26 protein-coding genes are annotated in these 22172 nt (G+C 75.9%); 15 read left to right on the forward strand and 11 right to left on the reverse strand.

Annotated elements, in window-relative coordinates; all coding sequences use genetic code 11:
- Position 1: 1 nt before the first annotated feature.
- Positions 2–1819, reverse strand: a complete 1818-nt coding sequence (locus tag H7K62_RS09905; protein ID WP_186717760.1) for a bifunctional diguanylate cyclase/phosphodiesterase — start codon at positions 1817–1819, stop codon at positions 2–4.
- Between the two features lie 105 nt (positions 1820–1924).
- On the opposite strand from H7K62_RS09905, the gene H7K62_RS09910 reads away from it, so the two are divergent.
- Positions 1925–2980: an aminoglycoside phosphotransferase family protein gene (locus H7K62_RS09910; protein ID WP_186717761.1), complete on the forward strand. Its 1056-nt coding sequence runs from the start codon at positions 1925–1927 to the stop codon at positions 2978–2980.
- Positions 2981–3124: 144 nt separating this feature from the next.
- Here the strand turns inward: H7K62_RS09910 and H7K62_RS09915 are convergent, their stop codons facing one another.
- Positions 3125–3922 carry a phosphodiesterase gene (locus tag H7K62_RS09915; protein WP_186717762.1) on the reverse strand — a complete coding sequence of 266 codons (798 nt, stop codon included), beginning with the start codon at positions 3920–3922 and terminating at the stop codon, positions 3125–3127.
- A gap of 152 nt (positions 3923–4074) precedes the next feature.
- Between H7K62_RS09915 and H7K62_RS09920 the strand changes: the two genes are divergently transcribed.
- Complete coding sequence (locus H7K62_RS09920) at positions 4075–4338, forward strand: hypothetical protein (RefSeq protein WP_186717763.1); 264 nt, start codon at positions 4075–4077, stop codon at positions 4336–4338.
- Positions 4339–4428: 90 nt separating this feature from the next.
- Here H7K62_RS09920 and H7K62_RS09925 read toward each other — a convergent pair whose 3' ends face one another.
- A complete protein-coding gene (locus tag H7K62_RS09925; protein ID WP_186717764.1) occupies positions 4429–5262 on the reverse strand; it encodes a hypothetical protein in 834 nt (277 codons plus the stop codon).
- Positions 5259–5861, reverse strand: coding sequence for an RNA polymerase sigma factor (locus tag H7K62_RS09930; protein ID WP_186717765.1), 603 nt, complete (start codon positions 5859–5861; stop codon positions 5259–5261). Before H7K62_RS09930 ends, H7K62_RS09925 begins: the two co-directional genes overlap by 4 nt.
- 244 nt (positions 5862–6105) lie before the next feature.
- Here H7K62_RS09930 and H7K62_RS09935 point away from each other — a divergent pair, with 244 nt between their 5' ends.
- Both H7K62_RS09935 and H7K62_RS09940 read left to right on the forward strand, forming a co-directional pair.
- Complete coding sequence (locus H7K62_RS09935) at positions 6106–6489, forward strand: STAS domain-containing protein (protein WP_186717766.1); 384 nt, start codon at positions 6106–6108, stop codon at positions 6487–6489.
- Positions 6486–8840 carry a SpoIIE family protein phosphatase gene (locus H7K62_RS09940; protein WP_186717767.1) on the forward strand — a complete coding sequence of 785 codons (2355 nt, stop codon included), beginning with the start codon at positions 6486–6488 and terminating at the stop codon, positions 8838–8840. Before H7K62_RS09935 ends, H7K62_RS09940 begins: the two co-directional genes overlap by 4 nt.
- Before the next feature lie 82 nt (positions 8841–8922).
- Here H7K62_RS09940 and H7K62_RS09945 read toward each other — a convergent pair whose 3' ends face one another.
- From H7K62_RS09945 to H7K62_RS09960, 4 genes are all read right to left on the reverse strand, one after another.
- Positions 8923–9744: a PP2C family protein-serine/threonine phosphatase gene (locus tag H7K62_RS09945; protein ID WP_186717768.1), complete on the reverse strand. Its 822-nt coding sequence runs from the start codon at positions 9742–9744 to the stop codon at positions 8923–8925.
- Between the two features lie 115 nt (positions 9745–9859).
- Positions 9860–10699: a phosphotransferase gene (locus tag H7K62_RS09950; protein ID WP_186717769.1), complete on the reverse strand. Its 840-nt coding sequence runs from the start codon at positions 10697–10699 to the stop codon at positions 9860–9862.
- Positions 10696–11496, reverse strand: a complete 801-nt coding sequence (locus H7K62_RS09955) for a class I SAM-dependent methyltransferase (RefSeq protein WP_186717770.1) — start codon at positions 11494–11496, stop codon at positions 10696–10698. The genes H7K62_RS09950 and H7K62_RS09955 overlap by 4 nt, the downstream gene beginning before the upstream one ends.
- Positions 11497–11500: 4 nt before the next feature.
- The gene (locus H7K62_RS09960) at positions 11501–11977 is read right to left on the reverse strand and encodes a MarR family winged helix-turn-helix transcriptional regulator (protein ID WP_186717771.1); all 477 of its coding nucleotides are present in this window, start codon (positions 11975–11977) and stop codon (positions 11501–11503) included.
- A 61-nt stretch (positions 11978–12038) separates the two neighbouring features.
- On the opposite strand from H7K62_RS09960, the gene H7K62_RS09965 reads away from it, so the two are divergent.
- Positions 12039–12422 (forward strand): VOC family protein, encoded by a 384-nt coding sequence (locus H7K62_RS09965; protein ID WP_186717772.1) that lies wholly within the window; start codon positions 12039–12041, stop codon positions 12420–12422.
- A 26-nt stretch (positions 12423–12448) separates the two neighbouring features.
- Here the strand turns inward: H7K62_RS09965 and H7K62_RS09970 are convergent, their stop codons facing one another.
- Positions 12449–13486, reverse strand: a complete 1038-nt coding sequence (locus H7K62_RS09970; RefSeq protein ID WP_222437339.1) for a DUF2332 domain-containing protein — start codon at positions 13484–13486, stop codon at positions 12449–12451.
- A gap of 60 nt (positions 13487–13546) precedes the next feature.
- Between H7K62_RS09970 and H7K62_RS09975 the strand changes: the two genes are divergently transcribed.
- Positions 13547–14212 (forward strand): hypothetical protein, encoded by a 666-nt coding sequence (locus tag H7K62_RS09975; RefSeq protein ID WP_186717773.1) that lies wholly within the window; start codon positions 13547–13549, stop codon positions 14210–14212.
- Here the strand turns inward: H7K62_RS09975 and H7K62_RS09980 are convergent.
- A complete protein-coding gene (locus H7K62_RS09980) occupies positions 14179–14397 on the reverse strand; it encodes a hypothetical protein (protein WP_186717774.1) in 219 nt (72 codons plus the stop codon). The genes H7K62_RS09975 and H7K62_RS09980 overlap by 34 nt on opposite strands.
- A gap of 216 nt (positions 14398–14613) precedes the next feature.
- Between H7K62_RS09980 and H7K62_RS09985 the strand changes: the two genes are divergently transcribed.
- From H7K62_RS09985 to H7K62_RS23775, 8 genes are all read left to right on the forward strand, one after another.
- On the forward strand, positions 14614–15201 hold the full coding sequence (locus H7K62_RS09985; protein ID WP_186717775.1) for an RNA polymerase sigma factor: 588 nt from the start codon (positions 14614–14616) through the stop codon (positions 15199–15201).
- Positions 15198–16250 (forward strand): hypothetical protein, encoded by a 1053-nt coding sequence (locus H7K62_RS09990; RefSeq protein ID WP_186717776.1) that lies wholly within the window; start codon positions 15198–15200, stop codon positions 16248–16250. The genes H7K62_RS09985 and H7K62_RS09990 overlap by 4 nt, the downstream gene beginning before the upstream one ends.
- A 17-nt stretch (positions 16251–16267) precedes the next feature.
- A complete protein-coding gene (locus tag H7K62_RS09995; protein ID WP_370591719.1) occupies positions 16268–17140 on the forward strand; it encodes an ATP-binding cassette domain-containing protein in 873 nt (290 codons plus the stop codon).
- Complete coding sequence (locus H7K62_RS10000) at positions 17137–18477, forward strand: hypothetical protein (protein ID WP_186717777.1); 1341 nt, start codon at positions 17137–17139, stop codon at positions 18475–18477. Before H7K62_RS09995 ends, H7K62_RS10000 begins: the two co-directional genes overlap by 4 nt.
- Entirely contained in the window at positions 18474–19115 is a 642-nt protein-coding gene (locus H7K62_RS10005) for a hypothetical protein (RefSeq protein ID WP_186717778.1), read from the forward strand. Before H7K62_RS10000 ends, H7K62_RS10005 begins: the two co-directional genes overlap by 4 nt.
- A 93-nt stretch (positions 19116–19208) precedes the next feature.
- A complete protein-coding gene (locus H7K62_RS10010; RefSeq protein ID WP_186717779.1) occupies positions 19209–19907 on the forward strand; it encodes a hypothetical protein in 699 nt (232 codons plus the stop codon).
- Positions 19904–20338, forward strand: coding sequence for an RNA polymerase sigma factor (locus H7K62_RS10015; protein ID WP_222437342.1), 435 nt, complete (start codon positions 19904–19906; stop codon positions 20336–20338). The genes H7K62_RS10010 and H7K62_RS10015 overlap by 4 nt, the downstream gene beginning before the upstream one ends.
- Positions 20296–20448, forward strand: a complete 153-nt coding sequence (locus tag H7K62_RS23775) for a sigma factor-like helix-turn-helix DNA-binding protein (protein ID WP_370591720.1) — start codon at positions 20296–20298, stop codon at positions 20446–20448. Before H7K62_RS10015 ends, H7K62_RS23775 begins: the two co-directional genes overlap by 43 nt.
- 23 nt (positions 20449–20471) lie before the next feature.
- Here H7K62_RS23775 and H7K62_RS10020 read toward each other — a convergent pair whose 3' ends face one another.
- Entirely contained in the window at positions 20472–21320 is an 849-nt protein-coding gene (locus H7K62_RS10020) for an aminoglycoside phosphotransferase family protein (protein WP_186717780.1), read from the reverse strand.
- Between the two features lie 40 nt (positions 21321–21360).
- Here H7K62_RS10020 and H7K62_RS10025 point away from each other — a divergent pair, with 40 nt between their 5' ends.
- The gene (locus H7K62_RS10025) at positions 21361–22164 is read left to right on the forward strand and encodes a nucleotidyltransferase domain-containing protein (RefSeq protein ID WP_186717781.1); all 804 of its coding nucleotides are present in this window, start codon (positions 21361–21363) and stop codon (positions 22162–22164) included.
- Positions 22165–22172 lie beyond the last annotated feature (8 nt).

Consider the following 22172-nt stretch of genomic DNA (forward strand, 5'->3'; position numbering starts at 1 on the left):
GTCAGGCGGTGCCCGTCCCGGCGTCGGCCCGGGCGGTGTCGGGGGCGGCGGCGGGGGCGAGGGTGGGCGCCTGGAAGCGGCGCACCAGGTCGGCGGCCGGTGCCGGGCGGTGGAAGTGGAAGCCCTGGGCGAGAGGGCAGCCCACCTCGCTGACCAGCAGCGCCTGGTCCGAGGTCTCGATGCCTTCGGCGATCACCACGAGCCCGATCTCCCGGCTCATGGCCACCAGACCGCGCAGCAGGGCCCGGCGCCGTGGGCTCTCGGAGATCTCGGCGATGAACCCCGAGTCGAGCTTGAGGTAGTCGGCGGGCAGCTCGTCCATGCGGCTCAGGGAGGAGTAGCCGGTGCCGAAGTCGTCGATGGCCACGCCGATGCCGCACCAGCGCAGGTCCTCCAGGGCCTCGCGCGCCTCGGGGGAGTCCGCTTCCACGAGGCTCTCGGTCACCTCGACCACGAGGTGGCGCGGTGACCAGTGGGTGGCGGCGAGCACCTCCACCACCTGGGGCACGAAGTCGGGGTGGACCAGCTCGAGTCCGGAGGCGTTGACGGTGAGCAGCAGGTCCCGTCCCACGGCGTCCCGCAGGGAGGTGGCCTCCGCGATGGCGCGCCGCAGGAGAGCGCGGCCCATCTCCACCACCAGCCCGTGGGTCTCGGCCAGGTGCACGAACACGTCCGGCGGGACGGCGCCGCGTCGGGGGTGGTGCCACCGGGCCAGCGCCTCGACACCCATGAGCTGCCCGTCGGCGGGGTCCACCACGGGCTGGAGCACCACCTGCAGGCGGTCGGAGGCGATGGCGTCGACCAGGTCGCGCACCAGCTCCCGGTCCGTGGCCGGGGAGTGCTCCACGAGGCCCCTGCCCATCGACTTGGCGCGGCTGAGAGCGGCTGCGGCGCGCCGCTGGAGGGGGGCGGCCTCCTCACCGGGCTCTCGCAGGGCCGTGCCCGCGCAGATGCTGAGCGGTGCGGCCGCCGCCACCAGCCGCCGTGCCAGCTCCTGCGCCGCGGCCCCGTCGCAGTCCGGCACGACGACGGCGAAGTCATCACCGCCCAGCCGCGCCAGCAGCGCACCTCGGCCGTGCCGCGGCTCCGCCCGCAGTGCCGCGTCGAGGTCGGCGGCGAGGCGCACCAGCACCCGGTCCCCGTTCTCGTGGCCGTCGGCCTCGTTGAGGGCGCCGAAGCCGTCGACGTCGAGGAGCACCACCGACAGCGGTGTCTGGTGGCGCACGGCCCGAAGCACCGCGACCTCCAGGGCCGCGTCGAAGGCGCGCCGGTCCGGCATCCCCGTCAGCAGGTCGACCGCGCGCTGCGGAGCCTGGCGGACCATGTGGCTGACCAGCAGGACGACGCCGAGCTGCAAGCACACCAGCGCCGCCGCAGCGGTGACCGCCACGCCCTGCCAGGTGAGGGCGGCGACGACCGGCACCAGCAGCACCGCCGCCCGGCTCACGCCGACGCGGCGGCCCGAGGTGAAGGCGCAGTCGATGGAGGTCAGGGTGCAGGCGCCGGCCAGCACGAGGGCGGTCTCCCGGTCCGGTGCGAGCAGCACGGCGACCGCCACCACGACCGCGGCGAGGACCACCATCGCGTCCAGCACCCGCGGGCGCAGCCGTCGGCGGCCCAGCGCCACGAGCCCGGTCACGAGGCCGGCCACGGAGAGCACCCAGGTGCCGATCGCCAGCTCCGGCTCGCTGGTCCACCCGGTGAGGGCGGGGACGGTGGACAGACCGGTGACGAGGCTCCCCAGCACGTAGCACCACGCGACCACCGCGGTGTGGCGCCGGGGCCGCTCGGCGAGGGCCCGCAGGGAGGTTCTGGACACGCCCTCGCTTCGGCGTCGGACGACCCTGCCTTGATCACCAGGCCGCAGGCGTCCCCCGAAAAGGGTAGACGCCGGCGGCCGTGCGCCCTGGTCCACGATGGTCCCGTGGACCACGGCGCGGACACCGTCCAGCGCGAGGAGCTCCGGCACAACCCCCTCAACGAGGTGACCGCCTCGGTGGAGCGCGTCGTCCTGGCCGACGGGCGCACGCTCGTGCGCAAGCAGCTGCGTGCTCCGGCGACCTCGTCGTCGTCGCGGTCACCGGGGCTGTGGGCCGCCTCGGACGACCCCCGGCACTGGAACTCCTGGCGGCGCGAGGCCGACGTCCACCGGGACCCCGCGCTGCGCGCCAGCCTGCGCGGCACCGGGCTCGACCTGCCCTCGTGCTCCGTGGAGGAGCTCGACGGGGGCGCGGTGCTGTGGATGGAGGACGTCGAGGGCACCCCCGGGGAGCGCTTCGACCTGGCCGACCACGCCGCGCTCGCCGCAGGGCTCGGCCGCTGGCAGGCGCAGGGCCCGCTGGAGGCGCCCTGGGCGTCGCGGGGCTTCCTGCGGGAGTACTCCGAGAGCAAGCGCGTGCCCTGGGACCTGGTCGACGACGACGACGCCTGGCGCCAGCCGCTGGTCCGCGACACCTGGCCGCCGTCCCTGCGGGCGGGGTGGCGCCGGCTGCTGGCCGCGCGCGAGCAGCTGCTCCGCGTGGCGGAGCAGCTGCCCCGCACGCGGTGCCACCTGGACGTGTGGGTGGCCAACGAGATCCGCAGGCCCAGCGGCGAGGTGGTGCTGCTCGACTGGGCGTTCGCCGGTGACGGGGCGGTGGGGGAGGACGTCGGCAACCACGTGCCCGACGCCGTCTTCGACCTCTTCTGGCCGGCCGAGGGGTTCGAGGAGCTGGAGCAGGCGTGCGTGGCCGCGTACCTGGCGGGGCTGCGGGAGGCCGGGTGGCGCGGGAGCGCCGACGAGGTGCGGCTGGGGGTGCTCGCCTCGTGCGTGAAGTACGCGTGGCTGCTGCCCCTGCTGCTCGGCAGCGCCGGGGCGGCGGAGCACGCCGCCTACCACCGGCCCGCGGACGCCCACCACCTCTACCAGCAGCGCGGTCTGGCCCTGGCGCACCTGGTGCGCTGGTGCGACGAGGCCCTGGCGCTCGCGGGGCGGCCGTGACCCTCCACCCCCGGCCGCCCCGGCCCCGCGACGATCAAGCCCGTGCGCGACACATCACCGGCCGCGGACGGCAGGACGGTCCGGTGATGTGGCAGGAGGAGCTCGCTGACCGAGGCTGAGCCCCGCAGCTGTGACGCTGCCCGGTCAGCGCGGTACCGGGAACAGCGGAGCTGCGGCCTCGACGGGCACCGCGTGCGTCACGCACAGGCCGCCGGTGCGTTCGTCGAGCTGGTGCAGCAGCAGCCCCGACGGCTCGTCGAGGTACCCCATGCGCCCCGGGACCGTGAGGTCGAGGGCGCTCTGGCGCCACGTGCTGGGCGCGGTCACCGCGACCGTACCGGCGAAGGCGGCGGTGGTCGACCGGTGCACGTGGCCGGCCAGGACGCGCACCACCTGCCGGTGCTCGGCGACCACGACGGCGAGCGCGCCGGCGTCCTCCAGCCCCATCCCGTCGAGGAACGGGACGCCCACCGGGGTGGGCGGGTGGTGCAGCGCGAGCAGCGCCGGGGTGTCCGGGTGGGCGGCGAGCTCGGCCCGCAGCCAGGTCAGCTGCTCCGCTCCCAGCCGGCCCGCGCCCTGCCCGCGCACGGCGGAGTCGAGCACCAGCAGCCGCGCACCGGGCAGGTCCACGGCGTAGCGCGTCGACGCACCTCCGCCGAGGTGCGGTGTACCCCCGAACGCCGCCACGAGCGCGTCGGCGTCGTCGTGGTTGCCCGCCGCCAGCAGCACGGGGGCGCGCATCGAGCGGGCGGCGTCGTCGAGGACCTCCCGCAGCACCGCGTACTCCTGCGGCGTGCCGCGATCGACGAGGTCCCCGGTGACGACCACCGCGTCGACGTCGAGCGCCGCCGTCCTCCCCAGCGCCGTGTGCAGCGCGCGGGCGGGGCCGGCGGCCAGCGCACCGGAGGGCAGGTGGGGGTCGCTGAGGTGGGCCAGCAGCACGAGCCGACCGTAGGGGACCGGGCCCGTCGACGGACAGGGCGCAGAAAAGGGGTGGAGGGACGTGATCTCCAGGCTGCAGGCTGGTGCGGGGCGGATGCCGGCGCGACCGGGTGGTCCGCCTGCCGGACCGAGCGCACGGAAGGAGCGGTCACATGCCTGAGCACGGTCGTCTGGAGGCCTCGGTGCTACCCGCGGTGGGCCCGTGCGCCGTGCCGGCGTGCCCGGTGTGCGCCCTCGCCGGGGGACGGCCGCGCGCCACGACGGTGGCCGAGTGGCTGGCCGAGCGCCTGCTCCCGGTGCTGGTGCGCGCGCGTGAGCGCCGGCGCGACCGCCTGGCAGACCTGCGCCCGGGGAGTCCCGCGGTGACGCCCCGGCCGTGGCCGTACTCGGCGTGGTGGGACGAGTCCCTCGGCTGACGCCGAGCGCTCCGCCGGCCGCTCAGGCGCTCTCGTCATCGAGGTCGACGTCCCCCTCGTCCGGCCGGTCCTCGTCGTGCGGGCTGCTGGTCACGGGACCACTGTGCTCACCGCCCGCGGGCCGCGGTCGGCCCGGGCCACCCCGACGGCCCCCGGTGCGTTGGTCGGGACGTCGAACTGGCCCAGGACCGTGGTCCCGTCGGAGGCGTAGACGGGGATCTCCACGACGACGACGGGGCGCGCGTACCAAGCGGCGGCGTCCTCGGGCGAGGTGGGGCCCGTCCCGTGCGCCGCATCGAACTCGCTCGTGCGGAAGTAGCCCTGGACGCCGTTGGTGGCGACCGCGGCCAGCAGGTCGGGTCGAGCGCCGTCCTCCTTCTGCGTGCCGTACGTCTCCCCGCGGGCGTTGACCGCCCAGTCGGTCTGCTCGCGGTGGACGTAGGTCATGGACAGCCCCCACCGCATGCCGGCGGGGGCGGTGAACACCAGCGGTGCCCCGTCCGGCGGGAGGTCCAGGACGCCGATCGGGCTGGGACCGCCGAGGGCTCCGTCGCAGGTGCTCGACGACCCGTCGGGCCACTGGAGGGTGCCCGCGTCGAGGCAGGAGACGGTCACCTCGACGCTGGTCGCACCGGTGGGCGCGTCGTCGGTGGGGATGCTGGCGGAGCCGGTGCGCGTGCTCTGGAGCACCGGGCCGAGGGCGGCGTCGCGAGGAGCCCCCGGCAGCCAGGACGACTGCAGGGGTGACCACCCGCTCGCACCGGCCACCCCGGCACCGGCCGCTGCCACCACCAGCACGCCGAGCCCCGTCACCGCCGGTCGGCGCCAGCGGTGGCGGCCAGGTCGGGCGCCAGCGCGCACGCGCTCGACGAGAGCACCGCGCAGGGCGCGGGCGAACCGCGGGTCGAGGGTGGGTCCGCTCAACGTCGTCCTCCTGTCGTCCGGGACGGGTCGCTCTCCCGCGCGGCAGGGCCGGCGCCGGGTGGTCCCTCGTCCGGCTCGCTCATCGCTGCGCGCAGCCGCAGCCGCGCCCGGTGCATCCGGGACTTCGCGGCCTGGGGCGTCAGGCCCAGCACCGACGCCGCGTCGGCCAGCGGCTGGTCCTCCAGCACCACCAGCGCCACCAACCGCAGGTCTGCGGCGGACAGGCGCGCCAGGGCGTTCGACCACCGCTCGTCCACGCGGGAGCTGGCGTGGTCGTCCACCACGGCCTCGGTGCGCGGCAGGCGTGCCAGGAAGGCGCGGTGGCGTCGCAGCCCGCGGGCGTGGTTGCGCGCCAGGTTGGTGGTGGTGACGAGCAGCCACGGCAGCAGCGACCCCGAGACGACGCGGGCGTCCCGGCGGCGGCGCCACAGCTCCAGGAACGCCCCCGCCGTGAGGTCCTCCGCGTCGTGGGCGTCCGCGGTCAGCCGGTGGGCGTGGCGGTGGACCCGTGCTTGGTGGCGGTCGAAGAGCAGCGCGAAGGCCTCACCGTCTCCGGTGAGGCTGCGCTCCCACAGGGGGGTGTCGTCGAGGCCCTCCACACGCAGGAGTGTCCGCACCCGCCGGTGCGGTTCCGCGCGTTCCGCGGATCTTGCGCGGCGGTCGGGCCGTCGAAGGGCACTGTCCGGCAGCCGTCACTCCCTGGTGCGGCACGACCGTGGTGACGATCGGCTCGACGCGCGAGATCGGCAGCCGTGGGGGAGGCTCTGCGGGAGCGCCGGCGCCCGCCGGCCGCGGCCGGGCCCGTGCCCGGCCGTTCCTGCGACCTCCAGAGAACGAGGCCCCGTGCGCCGCCCGCTCGACGCCGAACTGACCCGTGACCGGGACGTGGAGGTCCTCCACCTCGACGGTGACCTCGACCTCCAGGCGGCACCGGAGCTGCGGGCGTGGTCCGCGCGGCTGCTGGCCGAGCCGGAGGACGGATCGGCTCGGGCCACGGCCGTGGTCGTCGACCTCACCGCGGTGCCGTTCGTCGACTCCACCGGTGTGGGCGCCCTGCTGTCGGTGCTGCGCGACGTGCGCGGCCGCGGGGGAGACCTCGTGCTCGCCGGGCCCAACCACGAGCTGCGCCACCTGCTCGCCTCGCTGGGGCTGCCGGCCGTGCTCGAGGTCTTCGAGACGCGCGAGCAGGCCCTGGAGCAGGTCCGCCAGCAGGGCGCCTCGGAGTGAGCGCCGACGGCCCTGTGCCGGAGGCCACCTCGACCGGTGACCCCTTCGACGAGGCCGTCCTGGCCCTCGACCTGACCGGCGGCGACCGCCTGGTCCTGCCGCGGGGCGTGGCGCAGGTGCGCCCCGACGCCCCGGCCGCGGTGTTGGTGGTGGACCTCGCCGGCCGGCGGGTGCTCTACGCCAACGAGGTGGCCGGCCAGCTGGCCCCCGGGCTGCACCTGCCCGTCCCCGTGGAGGAGTGGGCGGCCGCCGCCGACCTGCGCGACCTCGACGGCGACCAGCTGGACGAGACCGCGCACCCGCTGTCGCGCATCGCCCGCTTCGAGCCGGTCGCCGGGCAGGGCGTCTCCGCCGCCCGCCGGTCGGACCTCGGGCGCAGCCGCGAGCCGCTGTGGGTGGTGGCCCTTCCCCTCGACGACGCCCCTGACCTGCAGGGACGCGCACTGGTGGTGTTCCTGCCCGTGCGCGACCGGGAGGAGATGCAGCAGCGAGCCGCCGAGGCGCACGGGCGTGCGTCGTCGTCGACCTCCACCGGCCGCACGTCCGCGGTCTCCGTGAGGGAGGCCGCCGTGCTGGCCACCGGCCTGTCCTTCACGGTGGCGGACGCGCGGGAGCCGGACCTGCCGCTGGTGTGGGTGAACCCCGCCTTCACGGCGGTCACCGGGTACACCTTCGAGCAGGCCGTCGGGCGCAACTGCCGCTTCCTCCAGGGGCCCGGCACGGACCGCACCGCCACGCTGCGGATGAGGGAGGCTCTGGAGACCGGGCGCTCCATCACCCAGGTGCTGCTCAACTACCGCGCCGACGGCACCGCCTTCTGGAACCAGGTGGCGATGAGCCCCGTCGTCGACGCCGACGGCCAGGTCACGCACTACGTGGGCATCCAGACCGACGTGTCCGGGCGGATCGCCGCCGACGCCGAGCGCGACCGCGCCCTGGCCGCTGAGCAGGCCGCCCGCGCCGACGCCGAGCTGGCCAACTCCCGCCTGCAGCTGCTCGCGGAGGTGACGCGGCAGCTGTCGGAGGTGACCGACGCGCAGGCCGCGGTGGACCGGCTCGCGCACCTCGTGGTGCCGGGGCTCGGGGACTTCGCGATGGTCGCCGTGGTGGGGGACGACACCTCCGTGGCCGCCCAGCCCCCGGACGACGACGGCGGAGCGGGCGCGACCCCGGCCTCACGGCGCCGCCACGGCCTGCGCGACGTCGCCTGGTGGCACCACGACGGCACCCGCCTCGACCTCGTGCGCGTGGTGGCGCAGCGCCGGCTGGACGAGCTCAGCGGCGAGGGGCAGCGCGTGCTGCAGTCGCTGCTGGGACCGGGGGCGTTGACCGTGGCGGCGCCCGGCACCACCGAGGACGGTCGCCCGGTGCTGGATCGTCTGGCGGGGCTGCTGCGGCCCGGCCCCTCGCGCGACGCGCTGCTGGAGCTGGCGCCCTCGTCCATGGCGACCTGGTCGCTGCGCAGCGCCGGGCGCACGCTGGGCCTGCTCACGGTGGGCACGGACGCCGAGCGCGCACCCCTGACGGCGCGCGACGTCGACCTGGGGGCCGACATCGCCGCCCGCGCCGGCCTGGCGCTGGACCGGTCCCGGCTCTTCCGCCAGCAGCGCGACCTCGCGGAGGGCCTGCAGCGCTCGCTGCTGACGCTGTCGCCGGGGGCCGTGCCCGGCCACGTGAACGTGGCCGTCCGCTACGTGGCGGCCGCCGAGGCCGCGCGCGTGGGCGGCGACTTCTACGACGTCTTCACCCAGCCGTCGGGGGCGGCCGTCGCGGTCATCGGCGACGTCATGGGCCACGACACCGACGCCGCCGCCTCGATGGCGCAGCTGCGCTCCACCGTGCGCACGCTGGGGATGCTCACCGACGACGGCCCCGCCGAGGTGCTGCGCCGCGCTGACGCGCTGATGCGCGCCTCCGGGATGGACACCACCGCCACCGCCGCCGTGGTGCGGCTGCCCGAGCCGGACGCTCCCGGCGCCGAGCAGGCGCCCGTGCTCGTGGAGTGGTCGAACGCCGGCCACCCGCCGCCGCTGGTCCTCGACGACGACGGCGGCGTGCGCCTGCTCACGGCGCCCGCCACGGACCTCCTGCTGGGCGTCGACCCGGGCACCGCGAGGCGGCAGACGCAGCACCCGCTGCGGGTGGGCGCGACGCTGCTGCTCTACACCGACGGGCTGGTGGAGCGCCGCGACATGCCGCTGCAGCAGGGCATCGCACGGCTGCAGGAGGTCGTGGCGCGGGTGGCCCCGCAGGCCGTCGACCACCACCAGCTGCTCGACCTCGTGCTCGCCGAGATGCTGCCGGAGGTCGCCACCGACGACGTGGCCGTGGTGGCGCTCTGCCTCACCTGAGCGCACCCGCCACGCCGTCCGTGATCATGGGCGTTGTGCGCACTGCCCGCCGGCGGTGACCGGGGGACGGTCGGGGGAGCGCTCAGAGGTGCTGGCCGTACCCGTCGGCGTCGGCACCGTCCGCGGCGGCCCCCACGAGGCGGGGCGGGAACGGGAGCACCTGGTCGTCCTGGACGACGGCGACCACCACGCACGTGACGTTGTCGGTGGCCCCTGCCCGCAGCGCCAGCTCCACCAGGCGCAGGGAGCACACCCACGCCGACGGCTCCTCGTCCATGACCTGCTGCATCGTCTCCACCGACAGCACCCCGGACAGCCCGTCGGAGCACAGCAGCCACCGGTCCCCGGCGTGGGCGGCGTGGCGGCTCAGCACCGGAGTGCTGTGGGAGCCGGCGGTGCCCAGGCAGGCGGTGATGATGTTGCCCATCGGGTGGGAGTCGGCCTGCTCGGGCGTCAGCACCCCCTGGTCGACGAGCTGCTGGACGTAGGTGTCGTCGCGGGTGACCTGCTGCAGCGCCCCGCCGAGCGGGCGGCGGTAGGCGCGCGAGTCGCCGATGTGCGCGAGCACCACGTCGTCGTCGGTGGCCATGAGAGCCGTCAGCGTGGTGCCCATGCCCGCGGTCTCGGGGTGGTGGACCACGTGCTCCAGCAGCGCGTCCTGGGCGCGGGTGATGGCAGCGCCGAGGGCGGAGGCGGGGTCCTCGCCGGGGTGCAGCTCGTCGTCGCGGTCGTCGAGGGGCAGCAGCTCACCGATGACGATCGCCGAGGCCACGTCACCCGCCGCGCTGCCGCCGACGCCGTCGGCCACCAGCGCGAGCCGCCTGCCGGCGTAGCCGGAGTCCTCGTTGTGGGGCCTGACGGTCCCGCGGTCCGAGCGCGCTCCGGTGACGACGGCGAGGGGCATGTGCGGCTCCAGGTCACTCGGCGGTGCGCTCGGGGGAAGCGAGATCGTCAGCCTCCCACGGTTCGGCGCGCGCGGCGCGGGCCGGAGACGTCCCCGTCCGGATGGCGGCTCGGGCTCAGGTCCGCTTCCAGGCCCGCGCCGCGGCGACGAGGCGCTCGCGGTGCTCGGCGAGCCAGGCGCGCTCGGCGTCGACCACCTCCACGTCGCCGCGCGCGAGGAAGGTGGCGTACGGCTCGACGCCCCGCGCCCCGCGCTCGGCGATGCGGTCCCGCTCGTACCGCTGCACCTCCTCGACGAGGTCGAGCAGCCGCTCCGGCGCCACGTCCACCTCCGCGCACCACAGCGCGAACCGGTGCTCCACCTGTCGCGGCGGCACCGGGTGCTCCGCGCGGTAGCGGGTCATCGGCCCGAGCGGCACGAACGTCGCCGCTGCCTGCGCCGCGTCCCAGCCCTGCGGTGCCGGCTCGGCGGTGTCCCAGTCGATGAGCGCCACGAGCCGCCCACCGCGCCAGACCGTGTTCCACGGGGCCAGGTCGCCGTGGCGCACCACGAGGCCGCGCTGGTGCGTCGAGCCCTGTGCGGGGCCGCTGTGCCAGACGGCGTCGGGTGGCTCCACGAAGGTCGCCAGCGCCTCGCCGAGCTCGTGCACCAGCTGCGCCACGGCCACCAGCCCGGCGTCCGAGCGCAGCGGCTCCGGCCAGGGCCACCACGCGGTGCTGCCCTCGACGTGCTCGAGCACCTCGCGGCCCTGCTCGTCGAAGCCCAGCGGGCGCGGCACGCGCGTCACCCCGGAGGCGCGCAGGTGCCGCAGCAGCGCGTGGACCGTCGGCGTCCACGGCGACGCGGTGCGGCGCACCGTCGAGCCCTTGCGCACCACGCGGGTGGAGAAGCCCCCGTGGAGGACCTCCTCGGCGGCGTCGCCGTCGTCGTCCGCGCCGTCGAGATCGCTGGTCACGGCGTGGCCGGGCGACGGGCGGTGACGAGGAAGCGGTGGGTCCGCACCTCCAGCGGCCCTCGCGCCCCGAGGCGGCGGAGCGTGTCGAGGTGGTCGGTCACCGACGTCCCCGGCAGCTGCCACGGGACGGACCGCAGGTGCAGGACCACGGCGCCGACGTCGTCGAACACCATCGCGGGGCGCTCCTCGCGCACGTCCTCGACCACCAGCCCGGCGCGGGTCAGTGAGTCGGCGGCCACACGCGCCGTCCACGAGCCCGGCGCTCGGGGCGCAGCGGCCCCGAGCGCCTCGTTGAGGTCCGTGCAGTCCTCGCTGCCCACCTGCTGCGTGATGAGCGAGCCCCCGGGGGCGAGGACGCGGGCCACCTCACCGGCGACCAGCCGGCCGTGGCGGTCGAGCACGAGGTCCACCGAGGCGTCCGCCAGGGGCAGGTGGTCGGCGGGCGCCTCGACGACGACGACGCCCAGCGGGCCCAGCCGAGACACCGCGACGGGGATGTTGGGCGGCCAGCCCTCGGTGGCCGTCACCCTGCGACCGTCCGCGGCTGGGAGGACGGCTCGGCACAGGAGTGATGAGAGGAGCTCGCCGCCGCCGGTGTCGACGTCGAGCACCCGACCGGCGGTGGTGAGCCGGGCGACGGCCAGGTCCTCGTAGGACCAGCTCAGCGGCGCGGTGTGCACGCGGCCGGCTGCCCACGAGAAGTCCCAGCCGGACAGAGGCGCCGCGAGGGCGTCGGCGAGGAGCACGTCGACGTCGTCGTCCTCGACGGCGCCAGGCGGTCCGGGCTGGTGCGCCATGCGGTCACCCTGGGGGAGCGGCTGGCGGCGCGTCGAGGGGTTTTCCGGCCTGCAGCGCAGCGGTGCAGGCCAGGAGGTCGGCGTGGAAGCGCTGCGCGCCGCCGTCACCCAGCGGGGCCAGCATCGCGGACTCCACGCGCGCCACGACACCGCTCGCGCGAGCGAGCAGCTCCTCGCCGGCCGCCGTCAGGCGGGTGGGCAGGGCCCGCCCGGAGGGCGCCTGCTCCGGACGGGTGAGCAGCCCGCGCTGCTCGAGCCCCTGCAGCGTGGTGTGCGCCGACTGCCGGGTGACGAAGGTGACGCGGGCCAGGTCGGACGCCGACATGCCCGGCCGGTGCTGGAGCTGCTCCAGGCAGGCGTACTGGGTGACGGAGACGTCGAGCGGGCGGAGGGCCTCGTCCATGGCGGAGCGCAGCGCTGCTGCGGCGCGCTTGAGCGCCAGCCCGGCAGAACTGTCGACATCGACCCTCACTTGCCCCATGTCAGGAGTCTGACATAGAGTCGCCCGTGTCAGTCTAATTGACACAGTGAGGAGCGTTCCCGTGGCTGTCGTCTCCGGTCCCGACTTCATCGCCCTGCAGGTGCGCGACGTCGCCGCCTCGGCGTCCTTCTACGAGACGCGACTCGGGCTCCGTCGCGCACCCGCCAGCCCGCCCGGCGCCGTGGTGTTCGCCACCTCGCCGACCCCCTTCGCCGTGAGAGAGCCGCTGCCCGGCCTCGACCTCGGCGCCATCAGCCCGCGGCCCGGCGCCGGCGTGGCGCTGTGGCTCGCCGCGGACGACGCGCAGGCCCTCCACGACGACCTCGTCGCCGCCGGCGTGCCGGTGCTGCAGGCCCCGTTCGACAGCCCCTTCGGGCGCACCTTCGTGCTCGCCGATCCGGACGGCTACGCCATCACGGTCCACGGACCGGCGCCCACGGCGTAGGTCGTGCCGCAGCCCTCGGCGGATGCTCAGAGGAGCGCGAGCGTCGACCCGTGCGGCGCGGCCAGGGCGAGCGGCACGTCGTCGAGCGAGACGACGAAGCGGCCGTCACCCGGGACCTGCTCCGGCAGGGCGTCGACGAGGTCGGGGAGGACGGCTCGGCCCTCCATCCCCAGGCGGTGCGCCCCGGCCTCGGCGATGACCGTCCGCACGGCGCCGCGCTCGCCCGGGCTGAGGTAGGCCAGCGCGGCGCTGTGAGTCACCACGACGGCCCCGCGTCCGAGACCGGCCACGTCGTCGAGGTGGCGGCGAGCCTGCGCCAGCAGCGGCGCGAGGTCCGTGGTCATGTCACCGGCCACCACGGACGGACGGAGCTCGGCCGCGACGTCCAGGGCTCGGCGCAGCCGCTCCTCCCGGTCGACGTGCTCGGGCCAGACGAGGCACTGCAGCCAGCGGCGGGTGTCGACGTCGGACGGGTCGAGGGGGGAGAGGTCCAGCCCCACGCGCCACGCGACGGCGGGGACGGCGTCCGGCAGCCGCCGCTCCGCCCGCGGCCCGTCCACCGCGCACGGCAGCCCGACCGCGCTGCCCGCCGACCCGTCGACGACGTGCTCGCGCCCGTCCGGCAGCGCGTACCGGTACCGCCAGGCGTCGTAGAGGAGGCAGAGGCCGGCGCTCGCGCCCACCTCGACCACGGCGAGCGGACCGTCGGTGCGCGCCGCCAGCTCGGCGAGGCCCGGCAGCAGCACCGCGCACCGGGCGGCCTCGTTGGTCTGCGTCGAGCGCTCCAGCAGCGTGTCGCGCACGGCGTCCTCGTGGTCGAGCAGCCACGCGAGCGCTGCACCCGGGGCGTCGACGGGCACGCCGTGCCAGCGCAGCGCGCCGAACAGCAGGTTCGGCTGGGCCTTCCCAGCAGGCAGCGCGCAGAGGAGCGCGACCGCTGCGTCGTCGGCCTGCACGGCCAGCGCGAGTCGCTCGTAGACGCGGGAGGATCCAGCGGCCTCGAGCCGGGCGAAGCTCAGGTACCGCCCCCTCACCGCGTGGTGGGGAGTGCCGGTCTGCTCCACAGCGGCAGTGGACCAGGCGACCGCCGCGGGGCGACACTCCCCGCTGTGCAGGGGAACCGCGTGACCTCAGCAGCGTCCGCCGTCGTCCTGGACCTGGTGCGGGCGGCCGCCGATGACGGGCTGCTCGACGACGTCGGCTCGCTCGCCGACGGGCTGACCGTCCGCGGCTGGCGGCGCCACCGGCGCGGCGGCGTGTGGGTGCTCGACCACCCTTCCGACCTGACCACCTGGACGTCGCTGACCCCGCCGACCCTTTCGGTGCACCTCGGCTCAGCGGACGACGACGCCGCCCGCGCGGCGCTGGCCGACATGCTCGTCCGACTCGAGGAGGTCCTCGGTGTCCCGCCGCAGCGGGACGCCAGCCACGAGCCTGACCAGTTCTCGGCGTTCTGGGCCCCGGAGGAGGTCCCGGGCCTGCACGTGTCCGCGACGCTCCACCCCGCGGCGTCGGCCTTGGTGCGCAACGGCGACGACACCGCGCCGGAGGCGTGGCTGCAGGTGCAGGTGCTGCGCGAGGGGGGCGCCGGCGAGGCGGACGAGCACGACCCGGAGCGCGCTCGCCGCCTCGCGCGGGAGGGGACGGCGGTCGAGCGCTGGTACCTGGCCGGTCAGCGCGCGTTGCCGCCCGACGCGGTCGCGGCATTGGAGGAGGACGACGACCCGCTCGTCGTCAGCGCCGTCCACGGCCACGCTCACATCCGTGCCTTCGTCGCCGGCAGCGCCTGAGCCCGCTTCCTGACGGCCGCCGACAGCGGCCAGCGGTTCCGCAGGGGGAGCGCCGCCAGGGCGAGCAGCCCCAGCAGCAGGCGGACCAGGACGACGACGACCTCGCCCACGGCGCGCCACGCGCGGCGCGGGCGTGCGGGCTGGGCGCGCGGCACGGGAGGGGCGGTCAGGGCGGCGGCGTTCATGCTCACGTCCTCGACGCCAGGAAGGCGACCCGGTGGCCCGGTAGCGCCGAAGGTCGATCATCCCTCGTCCGCGGGTTCGACCTCCGGACCGGCCGTCAGGGCGAGCACCTGCTCGCGGGTCACCTGGCCCTCGGCGGTCCCGCGTGATGCTCACACCGCGGCGCAGAGATCATCGCGACCGTGAACCACCGAGGCGCGGCGTGCGTCAGAGGAGGTGTGAGGAGCGTGGACCCGGCGACCGCCGACGACGCGGCGCTGCTGCGCGCCAGCGCTCGCGGCGACGCGGCGGCGTTCGCTGAGCTCTACGACCGGCTGGCCCCGATGGTGCTCGTGCGCTTGCGGCGGCGGTGCGCTGACGAGGACGTCGTCGTCGACGTTCTGCAGGAGGCCTTCAGCGCCACCTGGCGCGCAGCGGGGACGTGGGACGGGCGGGGTGAGGTGGCCGCGTGGGTGTGGACCATCGCCGCCCGCCGGCTCGTCGACGCGTTCCGGCGGCGCGCCGTGCGGGAGCGTGCGGCGTCGGTGGCCCACCACGGCCACGACGAGCTGGAGCACCTGCACGCGACATCGGGGGCCCGGGCGTGGGTCTCCTCGGCGGAGGAGGACGTGGTGGACACCACCTTGACCGGCCCGCTGGCCGCAGCGGTGGAGGGCCTGTCACCGGAGCTGCGGGCGGTCCTGCAGGCGACGGTGCTGGACGGGCTGAGCACCCGCGAGGCGGCGGTGCTCCTGGGTGTGCCGGAGGGCACGGTGAAGACGCGGGCCATGCGTGCCCGCACGCAGCTGAGGGCGGCGATGGCATGAGCAGCAGCGGTGCAGAGCAGCAGCCGTGGCACGCGAGCCCCGCGCTGCTGGTCGCCTTCTCGCTGGGTCGTGCCCGTCTCGCCGACGCCTGGAGCGTTGAGGCCCACCTCGCCTCGTGCGGCCCGTGCCGGGCCGAGCTCGCGCGGGTGGTCGCTCAGGACGACGACGACCGCCGCGTGCTGGCGCTGGCGCGCGAGCGGGTGCTCGTGACCCCTCCGCAGCCCGCGGACGTGGGGGTCACAGCGGTGCCCGGGCGCCTGCGCGCCGGCGCCCGCCAGGTGCTCGCCCGCTCGGGTGCACCCTGGCACCTGCGCTGGGCGCTGCGCCCGACGTCACTGGGTGCTGTCGCCCTCGCGGTGGCGGCGGCTGTCGCCTTCGCGGGTGTGACGCACCGGGTGGTGAGCCCGGAGAGCGGCACCGCGTGGCTGCTGTGGGCCCTGGCCCCCGCGGTGCCGGTGGCGGGCGTGGCGCTGAGCTCGGTCGCCGCGGGGGCGGAGCACGAGGTGGAGCTGTCGACGCCGTCGGCGGGGTGGCGTCTGGTGCTGTGGCGGACCCTGGCCGTGCTGGCCGCTGCGGTGCCGATGGCGCTGGTCGGGGGGCTGCTGATCACGGCGGTCACCGGGCCGGGGCCCGCGGAGGTCCTCGCCGGCACCCCTGGGGTGTCCGGGGCGTGGCTGCCTGTGCTGTGGCTGCTGCCCGCGCTGGCGCTCACCGCCACGGCGCTGGCGGTGGGCACGTGGCTGCCGCTGGCGCGGTCGGCGGTGCTGGTCGGCCTCGCGTGGGTCTTCGCGGTGGTCGGGGTGCCGGTGCTGCAGCCCGGCGAGCCAGCGGGCGGGGCGCTGCGCGTGGCCGACGGGGTGGTGCCCGGTCAGCTCGGTGCACCTGGACCCGTTGACGCGGCGTGGTCCGTGCACCTGCTCAGCGGGTGGGCGCAGCCGCTGTGGCTGCTGGTCCTCGCCGCGGCGCTGGCCGTGGTGCTGGTCCGGCGAGACGCGCTCGGGACCCCGTCGGGGAGGTCGCGGTGGCGAGAGGGAGGTGGAGCGGCGTGACCGGACATGGGGACGACGTGCTGGTGGAGGTGTCCGACCTGGTGGTGGTGCTGGGCCGGGGGAAGAAGCAGCGGCGGGCCGTGGACGGGCTCGACCTGCGCCTCAGCGCGGGCGTGCACGGCCTGCTCGGCCCCAACGGGGCGGGCAAGACCTCGCTGGTCCGCGTGCTGGCCACCGTGTTGCCGCCGTCCGGCGGTGGGGTCAGCACGCTGGGCGTGGACGTCCGCGATGTCCACCGCCGTCGTCAGCTGCGCCGGCAGATCGGCTACCTGCCGCAGGCCTTCGGCTACTACCCGCGGTTCACCGTGCGCGAGTTCGTCGAGTACTTCGCCTGGCTCAAGGAGGTGCCCGCCGCGCGCGCCGGCGTCGCCGTCGACACCGCTCTCGAGCGCGTCGGTCTGGCCGACCGCGCCGGTGACCGCATGAAGTCGCTGTCCGGCGGCATGCTGCGCCGCGCCGGCGTGGCGCAGGCGCTCGTCAACGACCCGCGGGTGCTCCTGCTCGACGAGCCGACCGCCGGCCTCGACCCCGAGCAGCGCGTCGCGTTCCGGGCGCTGCTGCGCGAGCTGGCGCTCGACGCCGCCGTCGTCGTCTCCACGCACCTCGTGGAGGACGTCGCCGGCGCCTGCACGCACGTCGTCCTCATGGAGGCCGGGAAGGTGGTCGCCACCGGCACGCCGGCGGGCCTCGCCGACGCCGGCCGCCGCGGTGGCGCTGAGAACGACGACGAGAGGGGTGCGGTCGCCGACGACGGCCTGGCCTCCGCCATCGAGCGCGGCTACACCGGCGTGCTGCGCGCGGCCCGCGTGCGCGGCGACGGAGCACCGGTCGTGCTGCCCGAGCCCGCCACGCCGATCACGAGCGGGCCTGCGCCGGGAGCGGACTCGTGACCTGGCAGCGGGTGACCGCCCTGGAGTGGCGGCGCACCGGCGGCCCCCTGCTCCTGGTCGCCCTGGCACTCACCGGCACGGTGCTCTTCGCCAGCAGGCAGCGACCCTTCAGCACCTGGTCGAGCTGGTCCTCGACGGTCGCCAGCGCCCTCGAGGTCGTCTCGAGCCACGGCATCGTGCTCGGGCCTGTCGTCGCGACGGCCGCCGCCTGGGTGGCCGGGCGCGAGCGGCGCCGCCGGATGGGCGACCTCCTGGCCAGCACCGCCCGGCCGTCCTGGCAGCGCAGGCTGGCCACCTCGGGCGCGGTGACCGCGGCGCTTCTGGCAGGCTGGCTGGCGCAGACCGCGGCCGTCGTGGGAGGCGTCTACCCGTCGGTCTCGTACTGGGGCGGACGGTGGTGGGCGACGCTGCTGCTCCTGGCGCTCGGCACGGTGCTCTGCGCCGCCATCGGCTCCGCCGTCGGGCGCTGGGTGCCCGGCCGCCTCGCACCGCCGGCCCTCGGCATCGCGCTCTACGTCGCCAGCGCCTTCCCGCTCTACTCCGGCTCGCGCTGGGCGCAGATGGTCCCGTTCGCGCCGCTCGGCGTCTTCGACGGCCAGCAGCTGGCGGCCGCAGTGGTCCCGCTGGCTGCTGCCTGGGCCGTGTGCCTCGTCGTGCTGGTGGGTGTCGTCGCGATCGGCGGCCGGCGTCACTGGAGGGTGGCCGCCGCGGTCACGGCGGTGGCGCTGGCGTGCGGGGTGGCGTTGCAGGTGCTGCCCCACCACACCGCGGACCTGCGCTCGCAGGCGGGGAGCGTCCAGTACTCGTGGGTCGTGCCAGACCCCGGTGCCACGGCCCTCGTGTGCACCGACGACGCGCCCGTGGTCTGCGTGCAGCGCGTCCACGCCAGCCTCCTTCCCGAGGTGACGACCGTCGCGAGGCAGCAGCTGCAGGTGGTCGGGCGCTACCTGCCGGTCGACCGCGCCGAGGAGCTCGACTGGGGTGTGACCCCGGCGAGCGGTGTGCTGCCGCTGATCAACCTGTCGGGACTGGGCCGTCCGTACCGCGCCGGCTGGGACGAGCAGAACGCCCAGCAGTGGGCCGACACCAACCTCAGCTCGTTGACCAACTTCTTCTGCCCTGGGATGGAGCAGCGCTTCCCGGCCTGGGCCATCACCGTGAGCGACACCGCCCAGAGGTTGCTGGGGCAGCCGGCGTTCGCCGAGGACGAGCGCGGCGCAGCCCTCGCCACCCGGCTCGAAGCGGACCCGGAACAGGCCCGCGCGTGGATGACCGCCTTCGTGCCGGCGTCGCGCAGCTGCGACGAGGCCGAGCTCGAGCGGCTGGCCGCCTGGTGAGGGGGCTGGGCGGTCTGAGGGGCGCCTGGCTGCACGCCCGCGCGCGGCACGTGCCCGAGGCGCTGGTGGCGCTCGTCGTCGTCGTCCTCGTGGCGGCGTGGTGCGCGGACGCGCTGAGCCACAGCCCGCGCTTCGACGGACCCCGCGCCCGACCGCCGGTGGTGGTCGGGGCGGCGCTCGCGGGGGCGCTGCTGGTGCTGGCGACCCTCGCGGGCTCGGACACCGCCCTGGAGCGCAGCGCGGCGCGGACCACGGCGTGGTGGCGCGGCGCGCACGCGGTGCTCGCCGTGGGGCTGGCCGCGGGGGTGCTGGTGCTCGCCGTGCTGCCCGACCCGTGGCAGTTCGGCGCGGTGGCCATGGCGCGCAACGCCTCGGGCTTCGCGGGCATCGCGCTGGCGTCGGCGGCGCTGCTGCCGGCACGGGCGGCGTGGGCGCCGGTGTTCGGGTACGGGACGGTCGTCTACCTCGCCGCACCCAAGCCGACCGTCGACGCCGCGGGGTGGTGGGCGTGGCCGACGGTGTCCGGTGTCCCTGCCGACTCCGGCCCGGCGCTGGCCTCCGCGCTCGCGGTGCTGGCCGTGGGTGTGCTGCTCTACGCGGCGCGGGGCCCGCGGCCGGTGGCGCCCGAGGTCGTCTGAAGAAGATCGCGTCTCGGTGGACGTTCCGCGCTGCGCCGGACATGTAGAGGTGCGCGCACGTCCCGACCACCCAGCCACCCCAGGAGCCGTCCGATGGCGACCCACCTCCTTCCCCCGCCCCGAGACCATGATGACGACGGCCTCGACGAGCTGCTCGCGCAGACTGCCCCGTCCGCGGCCAGCGGGGACGACGTCGACGCCCACGTCCAGGCGCTGCTGCAGGCGACCCGGCCCGGCGCTGTCACGCCGATCTCGGGCGGACGCCGCCGCAGTCTCCGGCGACGCCTCGCGCTCGGTGCCGGTGCTGTGGTGCTCGCCGCGTCCGGAGCGTCGATGGCCGCTGCGGACGATGACAGCCCGCAGAGCTTCAAGGACGAGACGGCCGGCTGGACCCTGTCGTCGACCACCGACCACATGACGCCGGGACGGTGCGCGGCAGTGGGCTTCGACCTCGACGCCGACCGCGGCTCCGCCGAGGACCCCGCCTTCCAGTCGGCCCTCGCCTACGTGGCGTCCCTGTCCGTCGAGGACATCGACCCCACAGCGGAGTTCTCGGAGGGACGCCAGGAGATGGTGACCGAGGTTGGAGCGGACGGGAAGGAGATCCGCACCGTCACACGCGCGGAGATGTTCGGCGACGAGGACGTCCTGGGCGACGCCTACGGCGACACGATCTGGAACATGATCGGCGCCCACCTCGCCGCTCAGGGGATGGAGACGGGCCAGTGGGCCTCAGGCAGCGTGGCGCGACTCTGCCAGGCACCGGTGAGCGACGGCGGGGGCTCGCGATGAGCCGCCCGGACACCGGTCCCGCTATCCGGCTCACCGCCGCGGTGCAGGCGCACGGCTCGGACGTGCTGGCCTACCTGCAGCGCCGCGTCCGCCCCACCGAGGACGCCGCCGACCTGCTCTCGGAGGTCTTCGTCATCGCCTGGCGCAGGGTCGACCACCTCCCGGCCGCCGACGAGCCGCTGCGCATGTGGCTCTTCGTCACCGCCCGCAACGTGCTGGCCAACCACGTGCGCGGCGCGCGACGCGCGGATGACCTCGCCGCCGCCCTGCGCACCCAGCTGGCGGAGCAGCTCCGGACGCGACCGCCGTCGTCGTCCTCCCTGTCATCGGTCAGCGTCGAGGAGGCGCTCGACGCCTTGCCGCCGCCCAACGCGAGCTCGTGCGCCTGGTGCACTGGGAGGGCTTCTCGATCGCCGAGGCGGCGCAGATGACCGACGTCACGCCCTCCACCGCCCGCAGCCGCTACGCCGCAGCGCGCGCGACGCTCGCCGCGAGGCTCAAGCCGGCCCGGCCGCCGGTCGCGGTGGTGAGCAGCTCGTGAGCCCTCCAGCCCACACCAGGTCGTCAGGTAGCCATCCACGCGAGCGTCCACTGCCGGCGCAAGAGCGGCTCGGGACCGGACGGCTCCCCGCGCACCAGTGCCGACAGGCGCAGGCTCGTGCGGCACCGCGCGAGCAGCAGGCCCCGGTCGATCTCCGCGTCGGGCGTCCCAGCCGCAGACGCGACGGTCATCGCGCGCGGGCCTCCCAGGGAGACCGCCAGGCCCTCGACGTCAAGGCTGGCTGGGCCGCGGCCAGCGTCGGCCCAGTCCAGGACCCCACTGAGGCGCCCACCGGCCACGAGCAGGTGCTCGCCCTTGAGGTCGCCGTGGACGAGCACCTGTCGGTCGATGCGCGGGCCTTCCGTGGACGCCCTCGCGCCGGGACCCACCAGCCAGCTCGCCGCACTGTCGAGACCCAGGGCTCGGCATGCCCGCTCGGCGTTCCCCACCAGCGTGGGAAGGTCGGGAAGCGCCAGCGACGGGAGTCCCCGGACGATCCCTTCCTCCTCAGCCGCGCCGCGCAGCGCCGCCATGACTCCGACCAGGTCGCTGTCGACGGCGCCCGCCGGACCGGGAGCTGCTTCGTCCACAGGTTCCCCGGCCAGCCGCTCGTCCAGGGTCCAGGCCAGCCCGCGCCAGGTGCCCGAACCGGCGCTGCGCGGGGCGAGAACCGCCGTGCGGTCCCGCAGGAACTGGCGCAGCTGGACCTCCCTGTGCAGACGATCGCTGCCCTCTGCGTTCGATGCACAGCGCAGCACGTGCGTCCGCTCGACCCACCAGGACCGGTGGTCGCCGCCGCTGCTGGTGGGCGCCACTCGCACCGGCCGACCGATCGCCGTCGATGCCAGCTCGACCGCGTCCTGCAGGTCCACAGGGCTGACTCCTCACCTCGGGCTGGGCCACGCTAGTCCCGTGAGAGATCCGCTCGAAGGCGTCGACGACGGCGGCTGCATCCGCACCGGGGCTGCAAGGACCCGGGTCCCGGCGACCTACGAGCCGGTCGTCAAGGAGCTGGTCGCCGCCTTCGAGGGGGTGCGACCGCCGACAGCGCCGGCATCCCTGCTGCTCTACGGATCGGTGGCCACCGGGCAGGCGCGACCGCCTGGCTCAGACGTCGACGTCGTGGTGGTCGGCGTTCCGCGAGCTGCTGCCACCTCGGTGGGCGAGGACCTGTCGGAGCGCTTCAGGGGCGTGGCCCGCGAGGTCGCCCTCGGGGCCGCTCAGCTCGCGGACCTCGAGGGCGACGACGACGAGGCGCACGGCAACAGGGTCTTCCTGCGCCACTACTGCGTGCTGGTGGCAGGTGATGACGTCACCGCGGGCTGGTCGCCGTTCCCCGCCGACGCCCGCGGCTTCAACGGCGACATCGCCACCTGCCTGGTCCGCTGGCGCCGCGAGGGCGGTGGCGAGTCGCGCCTCGACCGGCCGCAAGCGGCGGCCCTGGGGAGGAGGGTGGCGCGCAAGACCCTCCTGGCCGCGGCCGGACTCGTGAGCGTCCACGACGCCACCTGGACCACGGACCGCACGACGGGCGCGCACCGCTGGGCTGAGGTCGACCCTGCTGTCGGGGACGACCTGCGCGAGCTCCTCGCGTGGGCGGAAGGCGCCTCGTCAGCGACCGGTGCAGAGGTCCGCAGGGTGCTCGGTGTCCACGGCGCCGTGCAGCGCGTCGCCGACGCCTTCCGAGACCGGATCGGCCTGTGGGACCTGCGCTGACGCACCCT

The organism is Quadrisphaera sp. RL12-1S (assembly GCF_014270065.1).
Lineage (GTDB): Bacteria > Actinomycetota > Actinomycetes > Actinomycetales > Quadrisphaeraceae > Quadrisphaera.

Coding starts and splice junctions, on each gene's coding strand:
- H7K62_RS09980 (WP_186717774.1), bottom strand. CDS start 14,397: ATGAACGCCGCCGCCCTGACCGCCCCTCCCGTGCCGCGCGCCCAGCCC.
- H7K62_RS09955 (WP_186717770.1), bottom strand. CDS start 11,496: ATGGCGCACCAGCCCGGACCGCCTGGCGCCGTCGAGGACGACGACGTC.
- H7K62_RS09990 (WP_186717776.1), top strand. CDS start 15,198: ATGAGCAGCAGCGGTGCAGAGCAGCAGCCGTGGCACGCGAGCCCCGCG.
- H7K62_RS10010 (WP_186717779.1), top strand. CDS start 19,209: ATGGCGACCCACCTCCTTCCCCCGCCCCGAGACCATGATGACGACGGC.
- H7K62_RS10015 (WP_222437342.1), top strand. CDS start 19,904: ATGAGCCGCCCGGACACCGGTCCCGCTATCCGGCTCACCGCCGCGGTG.
- H7K62_RS09960 (WP_186717771.1), bottom strand. CDS start 11,977: ATGGGGCAAGTGAGGGTCGATGTCGACAGTTCTGCCGGGCTGGCGCTC.
- H7K62_RS09920 (WP_186717763.1), top strand. CDS start 4,075: ATGCCTGAGCACGGTCGTCTGGAGGCCTCGGTGCTACCCGCGGTGGGC.
- H7K62_RS09945 (WP_186717768.1), bottom strand. CDS start 9,744: ATGCCCCTCGCCGTCGTCACCGGAGCGCGCTCGGACCGCGGGACCGTC.